14 protein-coding genes and 4 pseudogenes are annotated in these 19,854 nt (G+C 61.7%); 8 read left to right on the top strand and 10 right to left on the bottom strand.

Annotated elements, in window-relative coordinates; all coding sequences use genetic code 11:
• The first annotated feature begins 76 nt into the window (after nucleotides 1–76).
• On the top strand, nucleotides 77–391 hold the full coding sequence (locus tag RM96_RS03820) for a helix-turn-helix domain-containing protein (protein ID WP_039007886.1): 315 nt from the start codon (nucleotides 77–79) through the stop codon (nucleotides 389–391).
• Nucleotides 392–401: 10 nt separating this feature from the next.
• Here the strand turns inward: RM96_RS03820 and RM96_RS36225 are convergent, their stop codons facing one another.
• The 3 genes from RM96_RS36225 to RM96_RS03805 all read right to left on the bottom strand — a co-directional run bounded on the left by RM96_RS36225 (nucleotide 402) and on the right by RM96_RS03805 (nucleotide 1,693).
• Nucleotides 402–725, bottom strand: coding sequence for a DUF2958 domain-containing protein (locus RM96_RS36225; RefSeq protein ID WP_052279311.1), 324 nt, complete (start codon nucleotides 723–725; stop codon nucleotides 402–404).
• 81 nt (nucleotides 726–806) lie between these two features.
• Complete coding sequence (locus RM96_RS03810; RefSeq protein ID WP_039007884.1) at nucleotides 807–1,115, bottom strand: hypothetical protein; 309 nt, start codon at nucleotides 1,113–1,115, stop codon at nucleotides 807–809.
• 227 nt (nucleotides 1,116–1,342) lie between these two features.
• Nucleotides 1,343–1,693, bottom strand: coding sequence for a DUF2958 domain-containing protein (locus tag RM96_RS03805; protein ID WP_039007882.1), 351 nt, complete (start codon nucleotides 1,691–1,693; stop codon nucleotides 1,343–1,345).
• Nucleotides 1,694–2,338: 645 nt separating this feature from the next.
• On the opposite strand from RM96_RS03805, the gene RM96_RS03800 reads away from it, so the two are divergent.
• Together RM96_RS03800 and RM96_RS38440 are read left to right on the top strand one after the other, a co-directional pair.
• Nucleotides 2,339–2,686, top strand: a complete 348-nt coding sequence (locus RM96_RS03800; protein WP_039007880.1) for a helix-turn-helix domain-containing protein — start codon at nucleotides 2,339–2,341, stop codon at nucleotides 2,684–2,686.
• Nucleotides 2,687–2,857: 171 nt separating this feature from the next.
• A pseudogene (locus tag RM96_RS38440) lies at nucleotides 2,858–3,228 on the top strand (Mu transposase domain-containing protein); the annotation flags it as partial.
• A 148-nt stretch (nucleotides 3,229–3,376) separates the two neighbouring features.
• Here the strand turns inward: RM96_RS38440 and ilvD are convergent.
• The 3 genes from ilvD to RM96_RS38435 form a co-directional block, all read right to left on the bottom strand.
• Complete coding sequence (gene ilvD / locus RM96_RS03795) at nucleotides 3,377–5,236, bottom strand: dihydroxy-acid dehydratase (protein ID WP_039007878.1); 1,860 nt, start codon at nucleotides 5,234–5,236, stop codon at nucleotides 3,377–3,379.
• A gap of 312 nt (nucleotides 5,237–5,548) precedes the next feature.
• Nucleotides 5,549–6,958: a replication initiation protein gene (locus RM96_RS03790; protein ID WP_039007876.1), complete on the bottom strand. Its 1,410-nt coding sequence runs from the start codon at nucleotides 6,956–6,958 to the stop codon at nucleotides 5,549–5,551.
• 718 nt (nucleotides 6,959–7,676) lie between these two features.
• Nucleotides 7,677–7,958 (bottom strand): hypothetical protein, encoded by a 282-nt coding sequence (locus RM96_RS38435; protein WP_152624033.1) that lies wholly within the window; start codon nucleotides 7,956–7,958, stop codon nucleotides 7,677–7,679.
• Between the two features lie 428 nt (nucleotides 7,959–8,386).
• Between RM96_RS38435 and RM96_RS03785 the strand changes: the two genes are divergently transcribed.
• Together RM96_RS03785 and RM96_RS03780 are read left to right on the top strand one after the other, a co-directional pair.
• Nucleotides 8,387–9,595 carry a ParA family protein gene (locus RM96_RS03785; RefSeq protein ID WP_082016410.1) on the top strand — a complete coding sequence of 403 codons (1,209 nt, stop codon included), beginning with the start codon at nucleotides 8,387–8,389 and terminating at the stop codon, nucleotides 9,593–9,595.
• On the top strand, nucleotides 9,595–10,566 hold the full coding sequence (locus RM96_RS03780; RefSeq protein WP_039007874.1) for a ParB/RepB/Spo0J family partition protein: 972 nt from the start codon (nucleotides 9,595–9,597) through the stop codon (nucleotides 10,564–10,566). Before RM96_RS03785 ends, RM96_RS03780 begins: the two co-directional genes overlap by 1 nt.
• A gap of 1,639 nt (nucleotides 10,567–12,205) precedes the next feature.
• Here the strand turns inward: RM96_RS03780 and RM96_RS03775 are convergent.
• Nucleotides 12,206–13,411 (bottom strand): tyrosine-type recombinase/integrase, encoded by a 1,206-nt coding sequence (locus tag RM96_RS03775; protein WP_039007872.1) that lies wholly within the window; start codon nucleotides 13,409–13,411, stop codon nucleotides 12,206–12,208.
• A gap of 995 nt (nucleotides 13,412–14,406) precedes the next feature.
• Nucleotides 14,407–14,675: pseudogene (locus tag RM96_RS03770) on the bottom strand (tripartite tricarboxylate transporter substrate-binding protein); the annotation flags it as partial.
• Nucleotides 14,676–14,988: 313 nt separating this feature from the next.
• Here RM96_RS03770 and RM96_RS03765 point away from each other — a divergent pair.
• Nucleotides 14,989–15,348 (top strand): annotated as a pseudogene (locus tag RM96_RS03765) (IS4 family transposase); the annotation flags it as partial.
• 818 nt (nucleotides 15,349–16,166) lie between these two features.
• On the top strand, nucleotides 16,167–17,021 hold the full coding sequence (locus tag RM96_RS03760; protein WP_039007870.1) for a PA4780 family RIO1-like protein kinase: 855 nt from the start codon (nucleotides 16,167–16,169) through the stop codon (nucleotides 17,019–17,021).
• Between the two features lie 208 nt (nucleotides 17,022–17,229).
• On the opposite strand, the gene RM96_RS03755 is transcribed toward RM96_RS03760, so the two are convergent.
• Nucleotides 17,230–18,081 (bottom strand): LysR substrate-binding domain-containing protein, encoded by an 852-nt coding sequence (locus RM96_RS03755; protein ID WP_193752383.1) that lies wholly within the window; start codon nucleotides 18,079–18,081, stop codon nucleotides 17,230–17,232.
• Nucleotides 18,082–18,167: 86 nt separating this feature from the next.
• On the opposite strand from RM96_RS03755, the gene RM96_RS03750 reads away from it, so the two are divergent.
• Entirely contained in the window at nucleotides 18,168–19,478 is a 1,311-nt protein-coding gene (locus RM96_RS03750; protein WP_039007868.1) for a DUF3422 family protein, read from the top strand.
• A gap of 290 nt (nucleotides 19,479–19,768) precedes the next feature.
• Here the strand turns inward: RM96_RS03750 and RM96_RS38425 are convergent.
• Nucleotides 19,769–19,854, bottom strand: a pseudogene (locus RM96_RS38425) (IS5/IS1182 family transposase); the annotation flags it as partial.

Here is a 19,854-nt window from a genome sequence, read left to right as displayed (position 1 = left end):
TTGTAGAGTAAACACGTCAATAAATGGTGTGTTTAAAGCGTCGTGAATTAGACTACTCATAGGCATCCTTTGGCCTATGAAAGGCAAAGGTCAGCACAAGCGAAATCCGGTCGCGACGCTCCTCGGTCAGCGGTTGAAGGCTTGTCGTATCAAGGCCGGAAAATCGCAGGAAACCTTGGCATTCGAAGCACTGGTCGACCGCACGTACATATCGGCGATGGAGCGCGGCGTCGCGAATCCCTCGGTCGAGACCTTGGCCAACATCTGTTACTGCTTCGGCATCACACTTGCCGAACTTTTCGAGCCTCTGACAATTTCCCTGAAACCGACGGGTACGCGCCGCTCGAACACGGCGGAACCCGAAGAGATCAAGCGCCAGAGACTACGCTAAACCGGCCACTCTACAAGGAGTAGATGTCGGCCATTACGAGCACCGCCCTCAGCGTCCGACTCGGCTCCGCGAGCCGTGGTCGGTCGTATGACACTATCGTCTGCTGCGATTCGGGCCGACATAGAAGTGCGGGCCAGCCGGTTCGGTCAGTCGGGGATCGAACCAGACCGTAGGCGGTGTCACCATCGGCCGGATCAAGCGCGGCCAGTAGCCAGGTCGCATGCGCGTCCGGCGTGAACAGCCGCACCACCGGCGGAAGGTCGCCGGCGTGGCCGCTGTGGCCGTTGGCGAGGAGCCGTGCACGTTGCTCCTCGGTGATTAGGGTTGGGTACATTGATGCTTCTCCAAAAAAAATCACGCCTCTGCAGGGGCGGCGCGACTGGCTCGCCGCTGACCCGCCCCAATTCCGTCACCTTCAGTACTCCTCCGGTAGCAGCAAGGTCGTGACCGAGCGATCCGCTTCGGTTATGACCCAGACGGTCTTGCCGGTCTCCAGGACGTAGCTGGACAGCAGCCGCAACCCTTCGACGAGAGCAATTTCATTCTGCTGCCGGTCTTCGTCATCTAGCTCACCCCAGTCGCCGCACACATGGCGCACAAGCAAGGCGATCGGGTGCGATTGCGACTTCTTCAGGGCGGCCAAAGCGCCGGGTGTGGCAAGCAGGCGGCCAAGCCGGAAGCACGGGGCGGTTCCTGTCGGAGGGGGAAGGTCATTCTGCTTCATATGGATATGGCTCGTACTGGCTGCCGGTCCTCTAGCCACGGCGGCTAGGCCTTCTGGCCCTCGGCTAGCTATTGCGGCTGGCAACGCAGCGTGACTGCAAACTGCCATTCGCCCTCTGCCTGAGCCACAGGAAAGGCGCGGCAACCTCTTGGTGTGGCCAAAAGACATAGGGTGTCGCAGCGGCCTGTGTCTGGCCGCAGGCCCGCACAGTGGGCCTGCCGGTTCGGTCAGTCGATGATCGAACCGTTGCGCTGAGCCAACTGCGCATACTCCGATAGCGATCGCGTTGGCCGGAAGTGCCGGTCGCGAAGAATCGACTGTTTGCGCGGCCCGACGATGGAGGCAAGCTCGGGCAGCCTCAGATGGCCGATTTCGGGCATGCCGATACCCACGTCGCACAGGCCGCAGGCGGTGTCACCATCGGCCGGGTCGAGTGCGGCCAGTAGCCAGGTCGCATGCGCGTCCGGGGTAAAGAGCCGGACCACGGGCAACGGATCACCAGCGTAGCCGGCTGCATACGCTTGGCCGTTTGCGAGCAGTTGCGCGCGCTGTTCTGCGGTGATGAGCGGTGAAATCATGGTGCAGCCTCCTGAAAGCTTCATTCCATGGCGGAGCGAAGCGATACTGGGCACATGCCCATAGCGCGGGCCGTTCACAGCCCAACACGGTCCGGTGCTGGCAAACGGCGTGCGCCATCGTTGAGCACTATTTCACGGTGGGTCATGGCGGGCCAGTACCGGCACGAAACCGACGAAACGCGGCTGCGCTTTGCTGGAGCCTCAAAGGAACGCCAAGCCGCACCTCCGCATCCGCGTATATGTACGGGCACACGAGGCCAAGCATCTGCAGAGACGTGAAGACGTCGAAGCACAATGACGGAAGCCCGGAAGTCAAGGTAAGGAAGAACACGGATACGGTTCGCTGAATTCGGAGCAGCCCGCAGATCGATACACTGCCACCGGTGGCTCCCGGCGAACCGTCACTGCCACCACCGCTTCGTGCTAGCGCCAAAGCGACGGCACTGCCCGGCAGCAGACCCAGACCATGCTTGTACTTGCTTGAATTCATTATTCTTCCTTGTTCTAGTGCGTAGACAGGGACGAAGTTCCCACGGAGGGTGAGCATCAGATCCAGTTAACAACTTTATAGGTTGAAACTCAACTCGTAAAGTACTTCATACAGAAAAGATGATGCTCAACCATATCGGTTGATATGGAGATAGCATGGGTAGAACGGAGATAGACCGACTGGCTGGTGTGGTGGGGCACGCGATTGCCAGGCACCGCATAGCAGCCAGCCTCACTCAGGAACAGGTGGCGGAACGGTTGGGGATTGGCAACGAGGCGGTCTCCCGGATGGAGCGTGGCGTCGTCATGCCCACGATCGCGCGCTTGGCCGAGTTGGCTGACATCTTCCAATGCGACACCTCGGAACTACTGACCGAGGCCAGCACCCGCTCCAGCGATCAGGCCAACCATCTCGCCCGGCTACTGACGAAGGTCAGCAGCCCGGACCGCGCCATGATCGTGGCCATGGTCGAGACCCTGACCGCGCGACTGGCTCGTCACTGATCCGCTCCACTTCCGTTACACTCAGTACTCCTCCGGTAACAGCAGGGTCGTGACCGAGCGATCTGCCTGAAAGCACGCAAAAGTTGGGGAGGCCTCCAAGGGAGCGGGCGCTAAGCATCCGTGCGCCGCGCCGGCTCCGCGTGGAATACGCTGATTGGTATCGCAACGGCGGGAGCAAGCCATGCGGTTGCCCGTGCACGGCGTCCGCAGGACAAGGCAAAGGTTGAGGTGGCAGTACAGATCGTAGAACGTTGGATCCTCGCACGACTGCGCCATCGGCGTTTCGAGACCGTGCATGCGGTCGACCGTGCGATTGCAGCGTTGCTGCCCGCACTCAATGAGCGCCCCTCCAGAAGCTGCCGGGCAGCCGCGCCAGTGCCTTCGCGGCCCTGGATGCGCCGGCGTTACGCCCGTTGCCGGCAGTCCCTTATGAGATTGCCAGGTTCCGCACCGTCAAGGTCCATATCGACCAGCACGTCGAGATCCACAAGCATCGCTACAGCGTACCGCACGTACTGGTTGGCCAGACGCTTGAGGCACGCCCCTGGCAGGGTCCAGGGCTTCCCCCGCGGACTCCTGCCGCTTCCTCAAGATCCGCGCCGCGTTGCCCGGAGTTGGGTGAAGCGCCGAAAAAAAAAGCCGCTCCGGGGAGCGGCCTGCGGTCAAACATGCACGAAGTTCGCCGCAGCGTCAGTCGTCCAGCAGCGACAGGTCACGCACTGCACCCTTGTCGGCCGACATGACCAGCTTGGCGTAGGCCTTGAGGGCGGCGGACACTTTGCGCGGGCGCGGCTTGGCGGGCTTCCACCCCTTGCCGTTCTGCTCCTCGCGGCGGCGCGCCAGTTCCTCGTCTGACAGCAGCACATTGATCGTGCGGTTGGGAATATCGATGCGGATTCTGTCGCCATCGCGCACGAGGCCGATGGCGCCCCCGGCCGCCGCCTCGGGCGAGCAGTGGCCGATGGACAGGCCCGAGGTGCCACCCGAGAAGCGGCCGTCCGTCAGCAGCGCGCAGGCCTTGCCCAGTCCCTTGGACTTGATGTAGCTCGTGGGGTAGAGCATCTCCTGCATGCCGGGGCCGCCCTTGGGGCCTTCGTAGCGCACGATCACCACGTCGCCGGCCTTGACCTTGTCGTTGAGGATGTTCTCCACCGCCTCGTCCTGCGATTCCGTGACGTGCGCCGTGCCCTCGAACACGAGGATGCTCTCGTCCACCCCGGCGGTCTTCACCACGCAGCCATCGAGCGCGATGTTCCCCGTGAGCACCGCCAGGCCGCCTTCCTTGGAGAAGGCGTGCTCGTAGGAGCGGATGCAGCCCTCGGCGCGGTCCAGGTCCAGGCTGGGCCAGCGCGTGTTCTGGCTGAACGCCACCTGCGTGGGAATGCCCGCCGGGCCAGCCAGATAGAAGGTCTTGACGGCTTCGTCCTGCGTGCGGGTGATGTCCCACTGCTCCAGCGCATCCTTGAGCGTGGCAGCGTGCACCGTAGGCACGTCGGTGTGCAGCTTGCCAGCACGGTCCAGCTCGCCAAGGATCGCCATGATGCCGCCCGCGCGATGCACGTCCTCGATGTGGTACTTGTTGGTGTTGGGCGCCACCTTGCACAGCTGCGGCACGACGCGCGAGAGGCGGTCGATGTCGGCCATGGTGAAGTCGATGCCCGCCTCGCGCGCGATCGCCAACAGGTGCAGGATGGTGTTGGTGGAGCCACCCATGGCGATGTCCAGCGTCATGGCGTTCTCGAACGCCTTGAAGCCCACCGCGCGCGGCAGAATGGACCTGTCCTCCTGCTCGTAGTACTGGCGGGCCAGCTCCACGATGCGGCGGCCAGCACGCTTGAAGAGCTGCTCGCGGTCCGCGTGCGTGGCCACCACCGTGCCGTTGCCGGGCAGCGACAGGCCCAGCGCCTCGGTGAGGCAGTTCATGGAATTGGCCGTGAACATGCCCGAGCACGAGCCGCAGGTGGGGCAGGCGGAGCGCTCCACCTCGGCGACGTCGGCGTCAGAATAGGCGCTGTCGGCCGCGATCACCATGGCGTCGACCAGATCGAGCTTCTTGAACTCCATGGCCTTGGTGATAGGGTTGGCCAGGCGCGTCTTGCCGGCTTCCATGGGGCCGCCGGAGACGAAGATCACCGGGATGTCTAGCCGCATGGCGGCCATGAGCATGCCGGGCGTGATCTTGTCGCAGTTGGAGATGCACACCATGGCGTCGGCACAGTGGGCGTTGACCATGTATTCCACCGAGTCCGCGATGATGTCGCGGCTGGGCAGCGAGTACAGCATGCCGTCGTGGCCCATGGCGATGCCGTCATCGACCGCAATGGTGTTGAACTCCTTGGCCACGCCACCCGCAGCCTCGATCTCGCGCGCGACGAGCTGGCCCAGGTCCTTCAGGTGCACGTGTCCAGGCACGAACTGGGTGAACGAATTGACTACCGCAATGATCGGCTTGGAAAAATCTTCGTCTTTCATGCCGGTGGCGCGCCACAGGGAGCGCGCCCCTGCCATGTTGCGGCCGGCGGTGGAGGTTTTGGAACGGTATGCGGGCATCGTATTGCTATAGAAATTTCGCAGAAAGGAAGCGGGCCACGGGAATAAGGGCCCCTGTGCGCCCGTGCGAACAACCTCTTGAGCTGCGCCCTGGGCAAAGCTGCAAATTATCCCACACCCGTCCGGCGATTCGACGATCACGCTTGGTATCTCATCGGCACCATGCCTTCCAGTAAAGACAACGGTCAGGCCGAATGAAGACACGCTCCACTAGGGCTGGAGCGTGGCCAAGGCAGCTATGGGCCCTCGACGCCGGCATAGCGCCCTTTCACCTATGGCGCCGCGGCGATCGGGGCAGAAATTCCGACTTCTTCAGGCCGGGGACGATGTTAGTTGGGATTTGATACGCGCGAAGACGAATTGCCCCAGGTACCAGGCCAAATCCGGATTTGCCAAGATGACTTCTTCGGGCACAGAGGACGGTTCCAGCTTCATCCGCCTCAGCACGAGTTTGCCTTCCCTCGAGGCAAGCCATGCACGAACGAGTTCTCGGCGGACTTTGGCGTCTGATGCGGAGAAGTGTTCGCGTCCTTGCCGCGATTCGTCGTTCATGCGAGCGCGGGTTTCTTCTTCGCGCGAGGCAACACTACGCTCCACCGTTGTCTTAACCGCGATCTTCACGGCGTCCTTCTCTGCTTCCTCGGTGAGCAGCTTGGTCTGGACCTGAACCATTGTCCGTTCGGCCTCTGACATTCGCCAATTGTCGCGAAGGGCCTTCATCAGATACCCGGCAGGACTTTTCTTCACCTGACCGCGATTGAGCTTGAACCGCGTATATTCAATCGCCTGCAGGATGCGGTCATCGCTCCATGTCTCGCGATTCTCGGAAATCTCGCTGAACTGCCGCGTCGAGAGATTGAATTCTTCCTTAAGAATCTTGTAGAGCTGACTGGCATCGGCCAGGCTGGCCATGACAGCGTCGGCGGTATCCTTACGGTTGAGCAGGAACCGAATCCGGTCGACCTTCTTCGACGAAGTGGATTCTGTCCTCGTTTCGTACGACAGGTCGATGTCCGAGATCTCGTTGATTTCTCGGACCGCCGGCTCAAGCCAGTCGCGCTTAAAGTATTTGAAGATCGTCGCATTCGCGCCCATCTTTCCCGGCCAGGTCCGCATCTCTTCCAGCTTGATCCAGTCCGTACGCCCGCCAGGCACACTTGGCAGGACTTTGTCGTAGATGGCGCGCGCGAGGCTGCGGGTAAAAGCCGTCGAGATTCGCAGACTGAGCCAGTGGGACTTGCGGGGGTCTCGAATGTGTGGAATCAAGCTGTGATGCACATCGAAACGAACGCGGCCGCGGTGCAGCGCCACCATGCCGATCAGCTGGACCTGAACCCAGATATCGTCTTCAACGGGCTCGCGGTCTGAGGGGGTATTCGTGACCCGGACTTTAGCGTTCTGCGCTTCGTCCGCGATGGTACGCAGATGCTTCAGGTTGCGGCTGTCATAGCGCATCAACCACTTGAAGTAGTTCAGCTCGACATCGTATTGATCGCGCGCTTCCGGCTCTTGTGCGACGATGAAATACGCGGCATCGAGGAACCGTCGCGCCGCCAAGCCCATGTTGACAATTTCTGTGAAGAAATTGTTGCGCTGATAGCCGATTTCGCGATTGGCCTCGTTGATGGGCATCCCAAGGTCAAACATGTCCTCGAACAATGCCAGCGCCATTTGGCGAGGCGTTGTCCTCGATTGGACCTCCACCGGATTGTCTGTCGCCATCCTCGTCTTCCCGCTCGTTACGCGCTCGGCGGACTCTATCATGTGATGGTGAGGTTCTGTCAACACAATGAACCTCACCATGAGAGGGTGTCCCGGTGCTACTGGTCAACGCGCACAATCGACCTCACCTGGCGCACAACGAACCTCACCGATCCCTGCTGGCGCTCTCCTTCCAGCCTTTGTCCAGCTTGGGGAGATAGGACATATGCACAGGTCACGCACAATACATCTCACCTTATTGGCATCCGCACAGTAAACCTCACCTTCTTGGGGAATCGATCTCACCTTCTCCGCACAGTAAACCGCACGATGACAGCACAGCGAACCTCACCTTTGGCACAGCGAACCTCACCTTTGAAAGGTTAAGTCATTGATGAACAAGGATTTCGTCTCCCGTTGTTTGTAGGTTGGGTTGTTTACTTCAAAAAAAGACCTACCAACACACGACGCCAGCCGTTGATCCTATCGAGGCATGCGACCCTCGCCGGGGCGCGGCCGGCGCGCGAAAATGAGCTTGCATACCTGGAGCCCTCCTTAGCCATCGTATAGGCCTTCGCTCAGGAGCAAGATGCTGAACGGTGGGGGCCAAGCCACGACCCGACGCAGCCCGCGTCGCAGACCTTGCTAGTGCGCGGACAAACGTATCCCCCGTGCACAACCTCATGGTGAGGTTATTTGTGCAGAATTGATGGTGAGGTTGGTTGTGCTTAGGCGGACGTCACGTTCCGTCTCGAACATTGAGAAGTTGGCGAGATGCGCATTGCGTTGATCCCTCCATCCACCGGACTGCACAATCAACCTCACCGACGCCCACAATCCATGGTGAGGTCTGTTGTGCGGCATTGGTGGACATGTTCTCAACGGGCTTCACCTCCACGGTGATTCGACCAGTTGACGCAGCGCGGATGGCAAAGGTGAGGTTGATTGTGCTGATTGTGCAATCCGAGCCATGACGCAATGCAGCACAATCAACCTCACCTTGTGCTAGCCCTTTGATCATGCATGGGTCTCCGATCAGCCGAAGGTGAGGTTGATTGTGCAGAAACGAAGGACCAACTGCCCTTCCCCACTCCCCAGGTCTGAAGTGACGAATGAAGGTGAGGTCGATTGTGCTGGTTTTGTGCGACAACAGTTGTCGGGATCCGCAAAACAGCACAAACAACCTCACCTTCCTGCTCGGTTCCACCGATGAGAGACTTTGAAGGTGAGGTCATTTGTGCTGCTTTTCTGCGACAGCCCCCAAGGCAAGCAGGAACGCCGCGGGCCGCCTAGGCCTTGTGAACCCGGAGGCTTCCCGATGCTGCCTAAGATTTGGGCAAAAACTGTTGTATTTGAAGAAACTTTACTTAAGAAACAGCGGTTTATGAGGCCTTGCTTAAGTATTTCCTGTATTCTGAGCTTTATCGAATTTTCTGGAAAAACCTCGGAATGGTAAAAACGAGCCAACTTCCTGCCGTCGACCGAACGGTACCTTTTGAGCAGATATCCCAGTTCGCGGAAAAGGTCAGCATTTTTACGGATGAACTTCGCGAGACGATTCTCGCACCGCGGCCGAGAAAAACTGCGCCGGTTTTCAAGACAGGGGAGATTGCGGAGATGTGCAACATCTCACACTCCCAGGTTCAGTACCTCGCGACCAAGGGGGATGGCGAATTGCCGGCCGGAACCGCGGCCGGTACCGGGCGTACCAGGACCTTTACGCTGGAAGAGGCACGCATCTGGGTGCAGAAGGTCTCGGACATTTATCAGACACCGCTCGTAACTGGAACGAGAGAGCCGGAAGGAAAAATCGTCATCACGGCCCAACTCAAGGGTGGGTCGGCCAAGACCACCACGACGATGTGTCTCGCACAGGGGCTGACATTGCGTGGCCGAAAGGTTCTGGTGGTCGATCTTGACCCGCAAGCCTCGCTCTCGGAACTGTGTGGCTTGTATGCGGAAAAGGACGTCACGCCAGAAGACACGGTCCTGCCTTATATCTATGACCAGCAAATCGAGGGTGGACTGCAGGCACGCATTCAGTCTACCTACTGGGATGGCCTCGACCTGCTTCCGGCGCACACCGAGTTGATCGGTGCGGAGTTCCATCTGCCAGCCATGCAGAAGATCAAGCCGGGTTTCCGTTTCTGGACGGTACTGCGGGAGGGGTTGGAGCCATTGCGGAAGCACTACGATTACATCCTCATGGACACGTCGCCGTCGCTTTCGTATCTCAACCTGAATGCTTTGCTGGCTGCGGACGCGCTGGTCATGCCGATGGTCCCTGAGAACCTGGACTTCATCAGTTCGCTGTCATTCTGGCGCTTGTTTTCAGACGTCTCCAAGAGCTTCATCAAGTACGAGGCGGACAAGAAGTATGACTTCGTCTCGTTGCTGCTTTCGAAGGTCGACTATGGGCGCACCTCGTCCGCGCCCATCGTACGCGCCTGGGCCCAGAGCGCTTACGAGAGCTGGCTGCATTCGATTGAAGTGCCGGCGAGTTCGGTGATGAGCACCGGGGCTCTTGCGTTCTCAACGGTTTTCGACGTGAGCAGTACGCATAGCGCAGCCAAGTCGCTGCAGCGAGTGCGCCAGCCGATTGTCGACTACTGCCGATGGCTGGATGAAATCTACGCGGAAAAGTGGAGGAACGCGTAATGAGCAATATGCGAGAACAGCTATTGGCCAAAACGGCTGGCATTCGGAAAACCTCGGCGATTCAGCAGGACGAGGTCAAGCGTAGCGACCGGACCCAGACAGCGCCGGGCCTCGCTGGGGCATTGGCCGTTGCGCAGATCCGTGTCCAGGAGCTGGAGGCGGCCGGCGTCGCTTCGCAACTCGCGGTTGCCGACATTGTGCCGAACCCATGGCAGCCGCGGCGCGTGTTCAACGAGTTCAAGTTGTCGGAACTGGCGGAGTCCATTCGCGAAGTCGGGCTGATGCAGCCTATCGTTGTACGCCGCGCTGAATCTGGCTATCAAATCGTGGCGGGTGAGCGCCGTTGGCGTGCGCACAAAATGCTGGGGCTCGATACCATCAAGGCGGTGGTCGTGGAGTGTTCTGACGCTGACATGGCGGTACTCGCGATGGTGGAAAACATCAGCCGCGATGACCTGTCCGACTATGAAATCGCCCTGTCTATCCGGCAGACGGAGAAGGAGTTTCCCTCGCGTGTGCGGCTCGCAGAGGCGCTTGGGTTGTCCAAAAGCGGCCTCTATCGGTTTCTCAGTTACGAGCAGTTGCCAGAGTTCGTGTTGAGGGACCTCAATCTTCAGCCACGCCTGCTGGGTGGGAGCGCGGCCGAAGCCATCGTCACAACAATCCGGAAGTATGGCGAGGCCGGGAATGATGCCGCTAAAGAGATCTGGCCACTCGTCGCATCCGGGAAGATGGAGCAAGGGAAAGCCGCTGGCGCTATCAAGGCACTTGCGACCCGGCGAGCTTCGGCGCCAAGCTCCGCAAGTGAGCGAAGCATAGACAAGTTTTTCTCCGGCAAGGAACAAGCGGGTTCGATTACGAAGGACGTCAACGGCTTCACGGTGAAAATCAAAGCTGGGGTGCTAACCGCTGCCTTGGAGACGCAGATCCGAGAGTTGATCAGCGAAACGTTCCACCATCAGCCCAAGTAAAGCGCTTCTAGATGGACATAGCCCGCCTCGAGCGGGCTTTTTTTTTGTCTACTCGACGCAAAAAATCAGGGTAAGTGAGGCGAACCTCCCGAGTTGGAACGACGCCAGGCGGGGCTCGTTGACCTTCCCAAGTTGGGACGCTGGCGGGCGGGGCTCGCTGACCTTCCCAAGTTGGGACGCTGACAGCCGGGAGCTCGTTGACCTTCCCAAGTTGGGACGCTGGCAGCCGGGAGCTCGTTACCTTCCCAAGTTGGGACGCTGGCGGGCGGGGCTCGCCGACTTTCCCCAGTTGGGACACTGCCAACCGGGGCTCACCGACTTTCCCAAGTTGGGACACTGCCAACCGGGGCTCGCTGACCTTCCCAAGTTGGGACGCTGCCAGCCGGGAGCTCGTTGACCTTTCCAAGTTGGGACGCCGCCGACGGGGGCTCGCTGACCTTCCCAAGTTGGGACGCTGCCAGCCGGCAACTCGCCGGCCTTCCCAAGTTGGGACGCTGACAGCCGGGAGCTCGCCGACTTTCCCAAGTTGGGACGCTGACAGCCGGGAGCTCGCTGACCTTCCCAAGTTGGGACGCTGACAGCCGGGAGCTCGTTGACCTTCCCAAGTTGGGACGCTGGCAGCCGGGAGCTCGTTGACCTTCCCAAGTTGGGACGCTGGCGGGCGGGGCTCGCCGACTTTCCCAAGTTGGGACACTGCCAACCGGGGCTCGCTGACCTTCCCAAGTTGGGACGCTGGCAGCCGGGAGCTCGTTGACCTTCCCAAGTTGGGACGCTGCCAGCCGGGGCTCGTTGACCTTCCCAAGTTGGGACGCTGCCAACCGGGCTCCTGACCTTCCCAAGTTGGGACGCTGCCAGCCAGCAACTCGCCGGCCTTCCCAAGTTGGGACGCCGCCGACCGGGGCTCGCTGACCTTCCCAAGTTGGGATGCTGCCAGCCGAGGCTCGCTGACTTTCCCAAGTTGGGGAGCTGCCAGGCGGGAGCACCCTGACTCTCCCAAGTTGGGACGCTGCCAGCCGGCAACTCGCCGACCTTCCCAAGTTGGGACGCCGCCAACTGGGGCGCGTTGACCTTCCCAAGTCGGGACGCTGCCAGGCGGGGCTCGTTGACCTTCCCAAGTTGGGACGCTGTCAACTGGGGCTCGCTGACCTTCCCAAGTTGGGACGTGCCAGACCCGGGCGTGGACCTCCCCAGCGGGGGCAGGAACCAGCCACGGCCTTGGGACTACAGACCACAACTACGAGGGGTCACGGCAGGAAAAGGATGCGAACAGGAATGTTTGCCCTGGTCTGTATAGTGCGGGTGAATCGGCCCAGAGGCTGGTCCGTTCAGCCGAGGAAGACCGGGTCACCGCCTGGCCTGTGCCCCGAGTTCGCTTGCGGAGCCGGGCGACTGACTCGCCCGTGTCCTCTCGGCGCGCACAGCGGCATAGTTTGCAGAAATCCTTACCAGGTAGCCGCCGGACTCACAACGACGCTGCTGCCTATTGCCGACGACGAGCACTTGTCTACGTCATCACAGCCCATTCCACTGAATGTACCGAAGGATCCCACAAGCGCGTGCGAGTATGCCGCGCAGCGTGGCCTGCCCCAATTGAGGTCCACACCGCGACGGAGTACGAGAGTGTCTTTCGCGCAAGCCCCTACACGGCGCCCGGAATCTTGCCAGCCAACGAGCGTGCCACGTCTTCCAGCGCCTCGTGGGTGTACCGCCGCGTAGTGTTGATGTCGCGGTGTCGCAAGGCGCGCTGCACGTCGGTCACCGGCACGCCAGCGCGCAATAGGTGCGTGGCATGGGTATGTCGCAGCCATTGCGTTGACGCGGCGCGCAGCCTGGTCGCTTGCTCGCCTTGGTGCTCTCGCTCCAGGCGGTCGGCTGCCTCGGCAAAGGCCGCGCGCACGATCGCGTAGATGCCCTGGCGTGTACGCAGCGGCCGGCCCAGCTTTCGCTGTAGCTCAAGCGGGTCGACTACCGGCGCGGCACGCTGACGTCCGCCCCCGATCGCCGGGATGACCGCGATGGTGTCAGTGGCGCTCGGCGCGGGCGGCAGGCCCACTAAGCGGCGAAAGCGTGCCAGTTCGTCCATCGCGTTGTCGCACGGCACCAGCTGATCGTCGCCACCATTCGCCTGCCGGATACGCACAGTCCAGAACGTGCGTGACCGGCCGGACTGGAGTTCGAAGTCCGCCCACGTCAGCGCGGCAACTTCGGAGGCACGCAGCCCGGTTTGGACCAGCAGGGCAAGCAACAGGCGGTCGCGCGCCTTGTGCAGTTGCGCCCACGGTGTCGGCGCCGGGCGCCCCTCGATCGCTTCGAATACCGCCATGACCTGTTCCAGTTCGAGGAAGCGCCGCTGCGAGCCCGGGCCGGTAATGGCACGCGCACGAGGAACCATGACGAACGGATTGACCCGCAGCGTCCCGACCCGCACCAGCCAGTCGAACAGAATGCCCACGATGACTGCGCTCTGGCGCCGCGAGGCCTCGGAGAGTGGGCCGCGCAGCGGCCGCCAGCCCGGGCTGGCGCGGCGCGCTCGGCCGTTGCCGACTGCGTGCGCGGGCGGGTCGCGCAGGAAGGCAAGGTAGCCGCTGGCATCGGCCACCTGCCAACTGGCAAGAGGCCGGCCGATCGCGAGCGCGTACCAGAGCAGTCGGTGCGCCTCGAGCTCGTACTGACTGCACGTGCTGATGCGGAGACCGAGACCCGCGGCGGACTTGGTGTCGAGCCAGGCGCGCACCAGCTGGGCGTCGGAGAGCCCAGCCGGCAGTACCGGGCTAGCCAGCGCGTTCGGCGGAAGGGCCGAGGTATCTATCGGCAGCAGGGACAGGGGAGTCTGGGCAGTCGTCATGGCTGGCCAAGGCGGCGGTGGGCGGCCGGTTGGCAGGCGCCGGGCCAAGCCCGCGGCGGCTCTCCAGCCCAATGCGACGCATTATAGCCAAAGCGCTCATTCACTTACCATTATTCGGATAATGACAAATAACAACGTCGCGACGCAATCGAAGCGAGGTATCGATGGTCGCGGCGCACCATCGTCGAGGTAAAACATATTCCTTGGGCGGACCCGGCCGCCTCGCCTAACGCCGCGGCGCTGAACGGACCCATGAGCATTCATTCGTCGCAACTGGCACGCTGGCAGGGTTGCAGCCGTTTGGGCAACCGGGTGCTGCGGGGCCGCCGTCCTCGCCTCCAGCAATGGACGGCCGGCTTAGGGAGGAGCCTGCCGGTGCTCGTCGCGGGGCCCTTCCTAGTCACGATAAGATACTGATTCTTAACAAATTTTGTGGCTCCCCCGGCATTACCGGCTCAAAATGCGTAGCAAAATGCAATGCCGATAATTTATAGGGCACATTGCGCCGTGATCGGGCGACGGACCGATGGAAAACATGTCGCGCGAGGTCACCCAGCTGGCCTGCATACGGACGTCGTCCGCCAGCAGTTCGAGCTGGAACGTGTTGGGCACCAGACGGTCGAGATCCTGGTCCCGCTCGCCACGGCTGCCACACCTGGCGCGACGCTGAGGCACTGCCAGCTGACCTGTCGCAGTGGGTTATGGCAATCGGCTCGATATTGGCGGATAGCGATTCGCCGGCAACAGCCGAGCATTACCCCCTGCGGCACACCGACGGAAAGGCGAGTCCACACTTTTCGAATCGTACGGAGCGGACTTTGCGCGCTCGGCACCGCGACCGCGTTCGCGCCTGAGGGTGGCCGCGGGCGCGGTGCCATGTCTGGGGCCTGCGTCGCGCCCCTGGAGGTTTTTGCTGCCGCTTGCGAGCAGCTAAACCAGATTATCGCGATCGCGGAGTAATTTCCGTGCTTGATCGCATAGCGCGTTGTCATGGCGAAAACGCCGAGCCGTCGCAAGCTGGTCACTGCCAGCGCATGCGGCCCGACTGGATGAAGCCAGCCACGGTAGACGTAGGCGTGATCAGCACGTCTACCTGACCACCGCGCAGATCATTGATGGCCGACCCGGCGCCCTTGTACGGCACGTGCTGCAGCGACACGCTGCTGTCCTTGTCGAGCACCACGCCCATCAGGTGCAACAGTGTGCCGATGCCCGGCGTGGCGTAGGTGATCTTCTGCAGGTGTGCCTTGGCCTGTGTGGCCAGCGCCGGGCAGTGAGCGGGACTCGCCGCGGAACTGGCCACCGGCCTGCATGAGCAGTCAATACTGGCGGTGGGCCGGCGCAGCAGCATGGCGCGCCGCCAACCCCATGTTGAGGTTGTGTCCCGGCGCTACTGGTCAACACGCACAATCCACCTCACCCTGGCGCACAACCAACCTCACCGATCCCTGTCGGCTATTTCCATTCGCCAGCTTTTCCCCACCGGGTGCTTGGAGCGGCGAATGATTTTGTTTAGCGCCGGTCTACTTCAGCGCTGGCCGAGGCACAGCACAGCCACTGGCAGGGGCACAGGGCGGCAGCGGGCCTTGGCGCTGTACATAGTGGTGGCGTGGCGCATTGCCCGCTTGATGCGGTTGGGCAGAACCTGCCCGGATCTAGATGCGTCCCTATTCTTCGACGCCAACGAGATTCGGGGGGCATACGTGCTCGCAAAGAAGGCCCGCCCGAAGACACCAGTCACACTCAATCAGATGATTCGGTTGGTTGCTTCCCTGGGTGGGTTCCTCGGGCGCAAGAGCGATGGCAAGCCCGGCGCTAAGACGATCTGGATCGGCATGCAGCGCACCATGGACACCGCGCTCACCATTCAAGCACTGCGGGAAGAGTTATGGCTTCTGTATAAGGAAATGCCTATAAGGCTCCCAACGGTGCGATGAACGATGCAAGGCATCCTCTCATATAGCAACAGAAACTCCGGCTCCATGAAGGGCAAGTCCAAAGAACACGGCCGCATTTTGTGTTGGTGGCTATGGCTGGCGACACGGCGTACCCATTTCTGCGTGATAGTTTGGTACGCGGGCGCGAGTACGCTGCTACGTGGAATCTGGCCCATGCAGTTAGCAGTTGCGGTGCGCCAATGGGAATACGCTTTGTCCGCAGCAGCGCAATTTCATTCCTCGCGGTGTAGCTGGCGCCGCTGGCAACGCGGCACACTATGCGTAGTTGTCGCGAAAGAAAGAAGTCAAGACAAGCATATTGCCGCGGGTGAACCGGGGCGTCCTTGAGCCGCTTCGTCTCGCCGCCATTGCGCCACTCAGTTGAGGCGCTTTGCCATCGCCACATCGCCGATGAAATTACTAGGTGGAAGGGCGAGACGCACTCGCCGCGGTCCTTCACCGCAATGGCCAGACGGACCAAAGAACCGACTGTCTGCCGCACGCTCGGGTCGCTGGGGTTCCCATTCGTATTTCTCCAGCATCGCGGTTCGGGCGGCAAACATCGGCTACTACGGCTAACGAGCCACCCGGGGCCGCGCCGCGTACGCGAATGGCGCTTGCCATCGCGACCCGTGAAATGGCGGCGGTCCGGCCAGCTCCACCGGCCCCGGCTATACTTGACGGATGACTTCAATCCCCACCTCGGCGCCAGCCGACCCTGCCGACACCCTCTCCCCATTGCTTGCGTCGCCAACCCTACTCGCTGAGGGGATCGGGTTGACCGCAACCACCTTCCATCGCTACAACCGCGTTGCCAGGTGAAGACGCCGAAGCGCATTCAGCCGCTGGTTGAGGAGGGCCTCGTCGATGAGGTCATCCGGCAACTGATGAGCGGCAAGGAGGCGACCGTTTATGTGGTTCGCTGTGGCGACGATATCCGTTGCGCAAAGGTGTACAAGGATGCCTCCCAGCGCAGCTTCCGGCACGCAGCGACCTACCACGAAGGCCGCACGGTCAAGAACAGCCGGCAGGCGCGCGCCATGGAAAAAGGCTCACGTTATGGCCGAAAGATGCAGGAAGCGGTCTGGCAGAGCGCGGAGGTGGACGCGTTGTACCGTCTCGCCGCCGCCGGCGTCCGGGTTCCCGAGCCTTATCTCTGCTTCGAAGGCGTCCTGCTGATGGAACTGGTGGCCGATGCCGAGGGCAATGCCGCGCCCCGCCTGAACGATGTCGAACTAAGTGAGGCGCTTGCGCTGGCTTTCCATGCGTCGCTGCTCGAACAGGTCGTGCGCATGCTTTGCGCGGGCGTGGTGCACGGTGATCTGTCCGAGTTCAACATCCTCGTCGGTGCAGATGGACCGGTTATCATCGACTTGCCACAGGCAGTGGACGCTGCGGGTAATAACGACGCGAAGGCGATGCTGGAGCGCGATGTGGCAAATCTGGCGACCTATTTCGGCCAGTTTGCGCCTGAGCTTCGCGTCAGCCAGTACGGCAAAGAAATCTGGCACCTTTACCAGGGCGGCCTGCTGCATCCGGGCATTGCGCTGAGTGGCCAGGTCGAGGCCGATACGCGCCCGGTCAATGTCGACGAGGTCTTGCGCGAAGTGGAGGCGGTGCGCGAGGAAGAGGAGGCGCGGCAGCGTTATCTGCAGGAAGCCGCCGAGTCCTGAGCGGAGCCATGGCTTTGCGCGGGGGGGCACGGTGACTTGTCCGAGTTCAACATCGTCGTCGGTGCAGACGGGACTGGTCATCATCGACTTGCCGCAGGCAGTGGACGCTGCGGGCAATAACGCATGCTCTCAGCCAACGCAGACAAGTTTTGCGCTACGCGCGCAATGTCAATCTGGCTCCGAGCCTGTCACGTCTTGACCGTGCCTATTACCGCTGCAGTTCCGAAATGATCTGTTCGGCCAGGAAGTCGCAAGGCGGGCGCTTCGACTTTGCGCTGCGTGCCAGGACGAGTTCCAGCGAGGCGAGTTTGGGCAGCCCCTGCGACTGGCCAAGGATGGTGAAATGCTGTGGGACTGCGCATCGCGCGAGCGGTGCCACCGCCAGTCCCGCTTCGACCATACTGAGCAGGCCGAGCAGGCTGGGACTCTCGTAGGACATCCGGTAGGCGATCCTGGCTTGCTCCAGGCTACGGATCGCATTGTCGCGGGCGACGCTGCCCGATTGGAATACGGCAATCGGCAGCGGTCGCTCGTTCCAGATTTCATGAGCGCCCGGCGTGGCGGCCCATACCATCGGTTCCAGCCGAATGAACTCCCCCGACAGCCCCTTCACTCGCGTTGCGCAGGCCAGGTCGACCGATCCGTCCTTGACCATTGGTGCCAGTGCTATGCTCGGCAGGCCAATGACCTGGATTTCGACTTTGGGGTAGGTGGCAGAGAATTTCTTCAGAATCGCGGGCAGCAAGGATGAGGCATAGTCGTCCGGCATGCCAAGCACCACGCGCCCGGTCACATCGGGGCGGACCACCGCCGCCCAGGCCTCGTCGCGCAAGGCCAGCATGCGGCGCGCGAAGGTCAGCAGCACTTCGCCTTCCGAGGTAAGCACCATGTTTCTCGGCTTGCGCACGAACAGTGGCTTGCCCAGTGCCTGCTCAAGCGCCTTGATCTGCATGCTCACCGCTGACTGCGACCGGTGCACGAGCTCCGCCGCACGGGAAATGCTGCCCGAATCGGCAACCGCCACCATCATCGTCAGTACATCGAGGTCGAGCGTTTTCACTGGTATCAGAAAAACTGAATGACCGGATCAATTTTACGCGTTTTCCTTAACCATGGGCTGTCGGCATACTGGTCGGAAAGAACGAGATGACACAGCGGATCATGGACCACCCCTTGCGCGATGGCCTCGCGCGTGAATTACATGCCCGACCATTCCTGCGCATTGGCGGCTCCGTCTCATTGACGCACTTCGCCATCTATGGCGACGGCGATACGGTGATCCATCATGCCTTGCTGGCCTCCTTGTGCCGGCTGACGGGCCTGGACGAGCCGGCCGACGGCATTACGCATTATTCAGCACGTTGGGGCGCTGACAAGCAATTGAAGTGGGAGCGGCATACGGAGTTCTCCACCTTCACCTTTGTGGCCCAGCGCTGCGACACCCACTACTTTTCCGACCTGGCCACATGTCATATCCCAGCCGATTGGTTCGAAGCTTTCGCCGGCAAGCGCCTGGTCGCGCTGCGAATGGAGCTTGTCTCGGGCGAGGCCGCGGCTTATGCGCGCGAGAACGCGAGACAATGGATCGACGGTCCCATCTTGACGGGCAGCCATGTGCTGGGCGGCGGGCAGGTGTTTTGCGACTGGACGATCCCGCCCGACGGCTTTTCGCGCTTCCTGGTCATCGACAACGGCTTCCGCCAAGTGCAAGGAGGGCGGCTACTGCAGCGGCTATATGAAATCGAAACCTACCGGATGATGGCGCTGCTGGCCTTGCCGGTGGCGCGTGAGCTGGGTCGCAGTGTGGACAACCTGCAGCGCTCGCTCGCGCCGCTGATGCGCAGCATGGATGCGGGCCAGGGCGTGCGCCATGATGCCGAGTTGCTGGAGCGGCTGACGCATCTGGCGGTTCGCATGGAGGCACTGGCCGAATCGGGTAACCGCTTCAGCGCGTCGCGCGCCTATGAGAAGCTGGTGTTGGCACGCATCCAGGAATTGCGGGAAGAGCGGATCGAAGGCATACCGACCATTGCCGAGTTCATGGAGCGTCGTTTCGCGCCGGCCATGGAAACGTGCAGGTCAGTCTGGGCGCGACACGAGCAGTTCGCGGGGCGCGTGGCGCGCGCGCTAGACCTGCTGCGCACACGCGTCAATCTGGCGCAGGAGCAGGACACGACGCGCCTGCTCGAGGGCATGGATCAGACCGCCCGCAGCCAGTTGCGGCTCCAGCACGCGGTCGAAGGCCTGTCGGTCGCGGCCATTTCCTACTATGTTCTGTCATTGGCCGGTGCCGGACTCAAGGCGCTGCACTCAGTGCATATCCCGCTGGACCCCGATCTGATCAAGGGCACGTTGATCCTGCCGGTGGTCCTATTGGTGGTGCGCGCCACCAGGCGAAGCAAGCATGCGCAGCCCCGGGGGAGGACGAGGCAGCCGGCTGCGAATCAAGGCCTCTAGCGGCCAGCAATTGCGGTAATTGGCTAGAGTTGCCGGCTGCCTTTGCTCGATGAGCGGCTGCCTGCGATCCTGACCACGAAAAAAAGCCGGAGCGAAGCGGGGGGGCTCGGTCCGGTCCGGCGCAGCGGCGCACAAGTGAGTGATCGGGCGCGCAGCCGATGTTGCGTCGGCATCCGCGTCGGGCTTGTTCATACGCGAGTCACAAGCACTGCTGTGACAGCTCCAGGCCGTGGTCATTGAACACATCTTGCCCGTCGGCTGGCGGTCAATGGCTCAGTGCTAGGGTCTGTTCACAATTGAACCAATGGTCCGAAGGCGCAGGCGAGCGATGCGAAGACGAGATAGCTGTCGGCTCGCTTGTCGTACCGAGTGGAGA

Source organism: Cupriavidus sp. IDO (assembly GCF_000812465.1).
GTDB lineage: Bacteria > Pseudomonadota > Gammaproteobacteria > Burkholderiales > Burkholderiaceae > Cupriavidus.
This window is presented reverse-complemented; position numbering and strand designations above follow the sequence as displayed.

Bases quoted from the DNA above. Each gene is read 5' to 3' on its own strand.
- RM96_RS03820 (WP_039007886.1), top strand. From the start codon at position 77: ATGAAAGGCAAAGGTCAGCACAAGCGAAATCCGGTCGCGACGCTCCTC.
- RM96_RS36225 (WP_052279311.1), bottom strand. From the start codon at position 725: ATGTACCCAACCCTAATCACCGAGGAGCAACGTGCACGGCTCCTCGCC.
- RM96_RS03810 (WP_039007884.1), bottom strand. From the start codon at position 1,115: ATGAAGCAGAATGACCTTCCCCCTCCGACAGGAACCGCCCCGTGCTTC.
- RM96_RS03805 (WP_039007882.1), bottom strand. From the start codon at position 1,693: ATGATTTCACCGCTCATCACCGCAGAACAGCGCGCGCAACTGCTCGCA.
- RM96_RS03800 (WP_039007880.1), top strand. From the start codon at position 2,339: ATGGGTAGAACGGAGATAGACCGACTGGCTGGTGTGGTGGGGCACGCG.
- ilvD (WP_039007878.1), bottom strand. From the start codon at position 5,236: ATGCCCGCATACCGTTCCAAAACCTCCACCGCCGGCCGCAACATGGCA.
- RM96_RS03790 (WP_039007876.1), bottom strand. From the start codon at position 6,958: ATGGCGACAGACAATCCGGTGGAGGTCCAATCGAGGACAACGCCTCGC.
- RM96_RS38435 (WP_152624033.1), bottom strand. From the start codon at position 7,958: ATGATCAAAGGGCTAGCACAAGGTGAGGTTGATTGTGCTGCATTGCGT.
- RM96_RS03785 (WP_082016410.1), top strand. From the start codon at position 8,387: ATGGTAAAAACGAGCCAACTTCCTGCCGTCGACCGAACGGTACCTTTT.
- RM96_RS03780 (WP_039007874.1), top strand. From the start codon at position 9,595: ATGAGCAATATGCGAGAACAGCTATTGGCCAAAACGGCTGGCATTCGG.
- RM96_RS03775 (WP_039007872.1), bottom strand. From the start codon at position 13,411: ATGACGACTGCCCAGACTCCCCTGTCCCTGCTGCCGATAGATACCTCG.
- RM96_RS03750 (WP_039007868.1), top strand. From the start codon at position 18,168: ATGACACAGCGGATCATGGACCACCCCTTGCGCGATGGCCTCGCGCGT.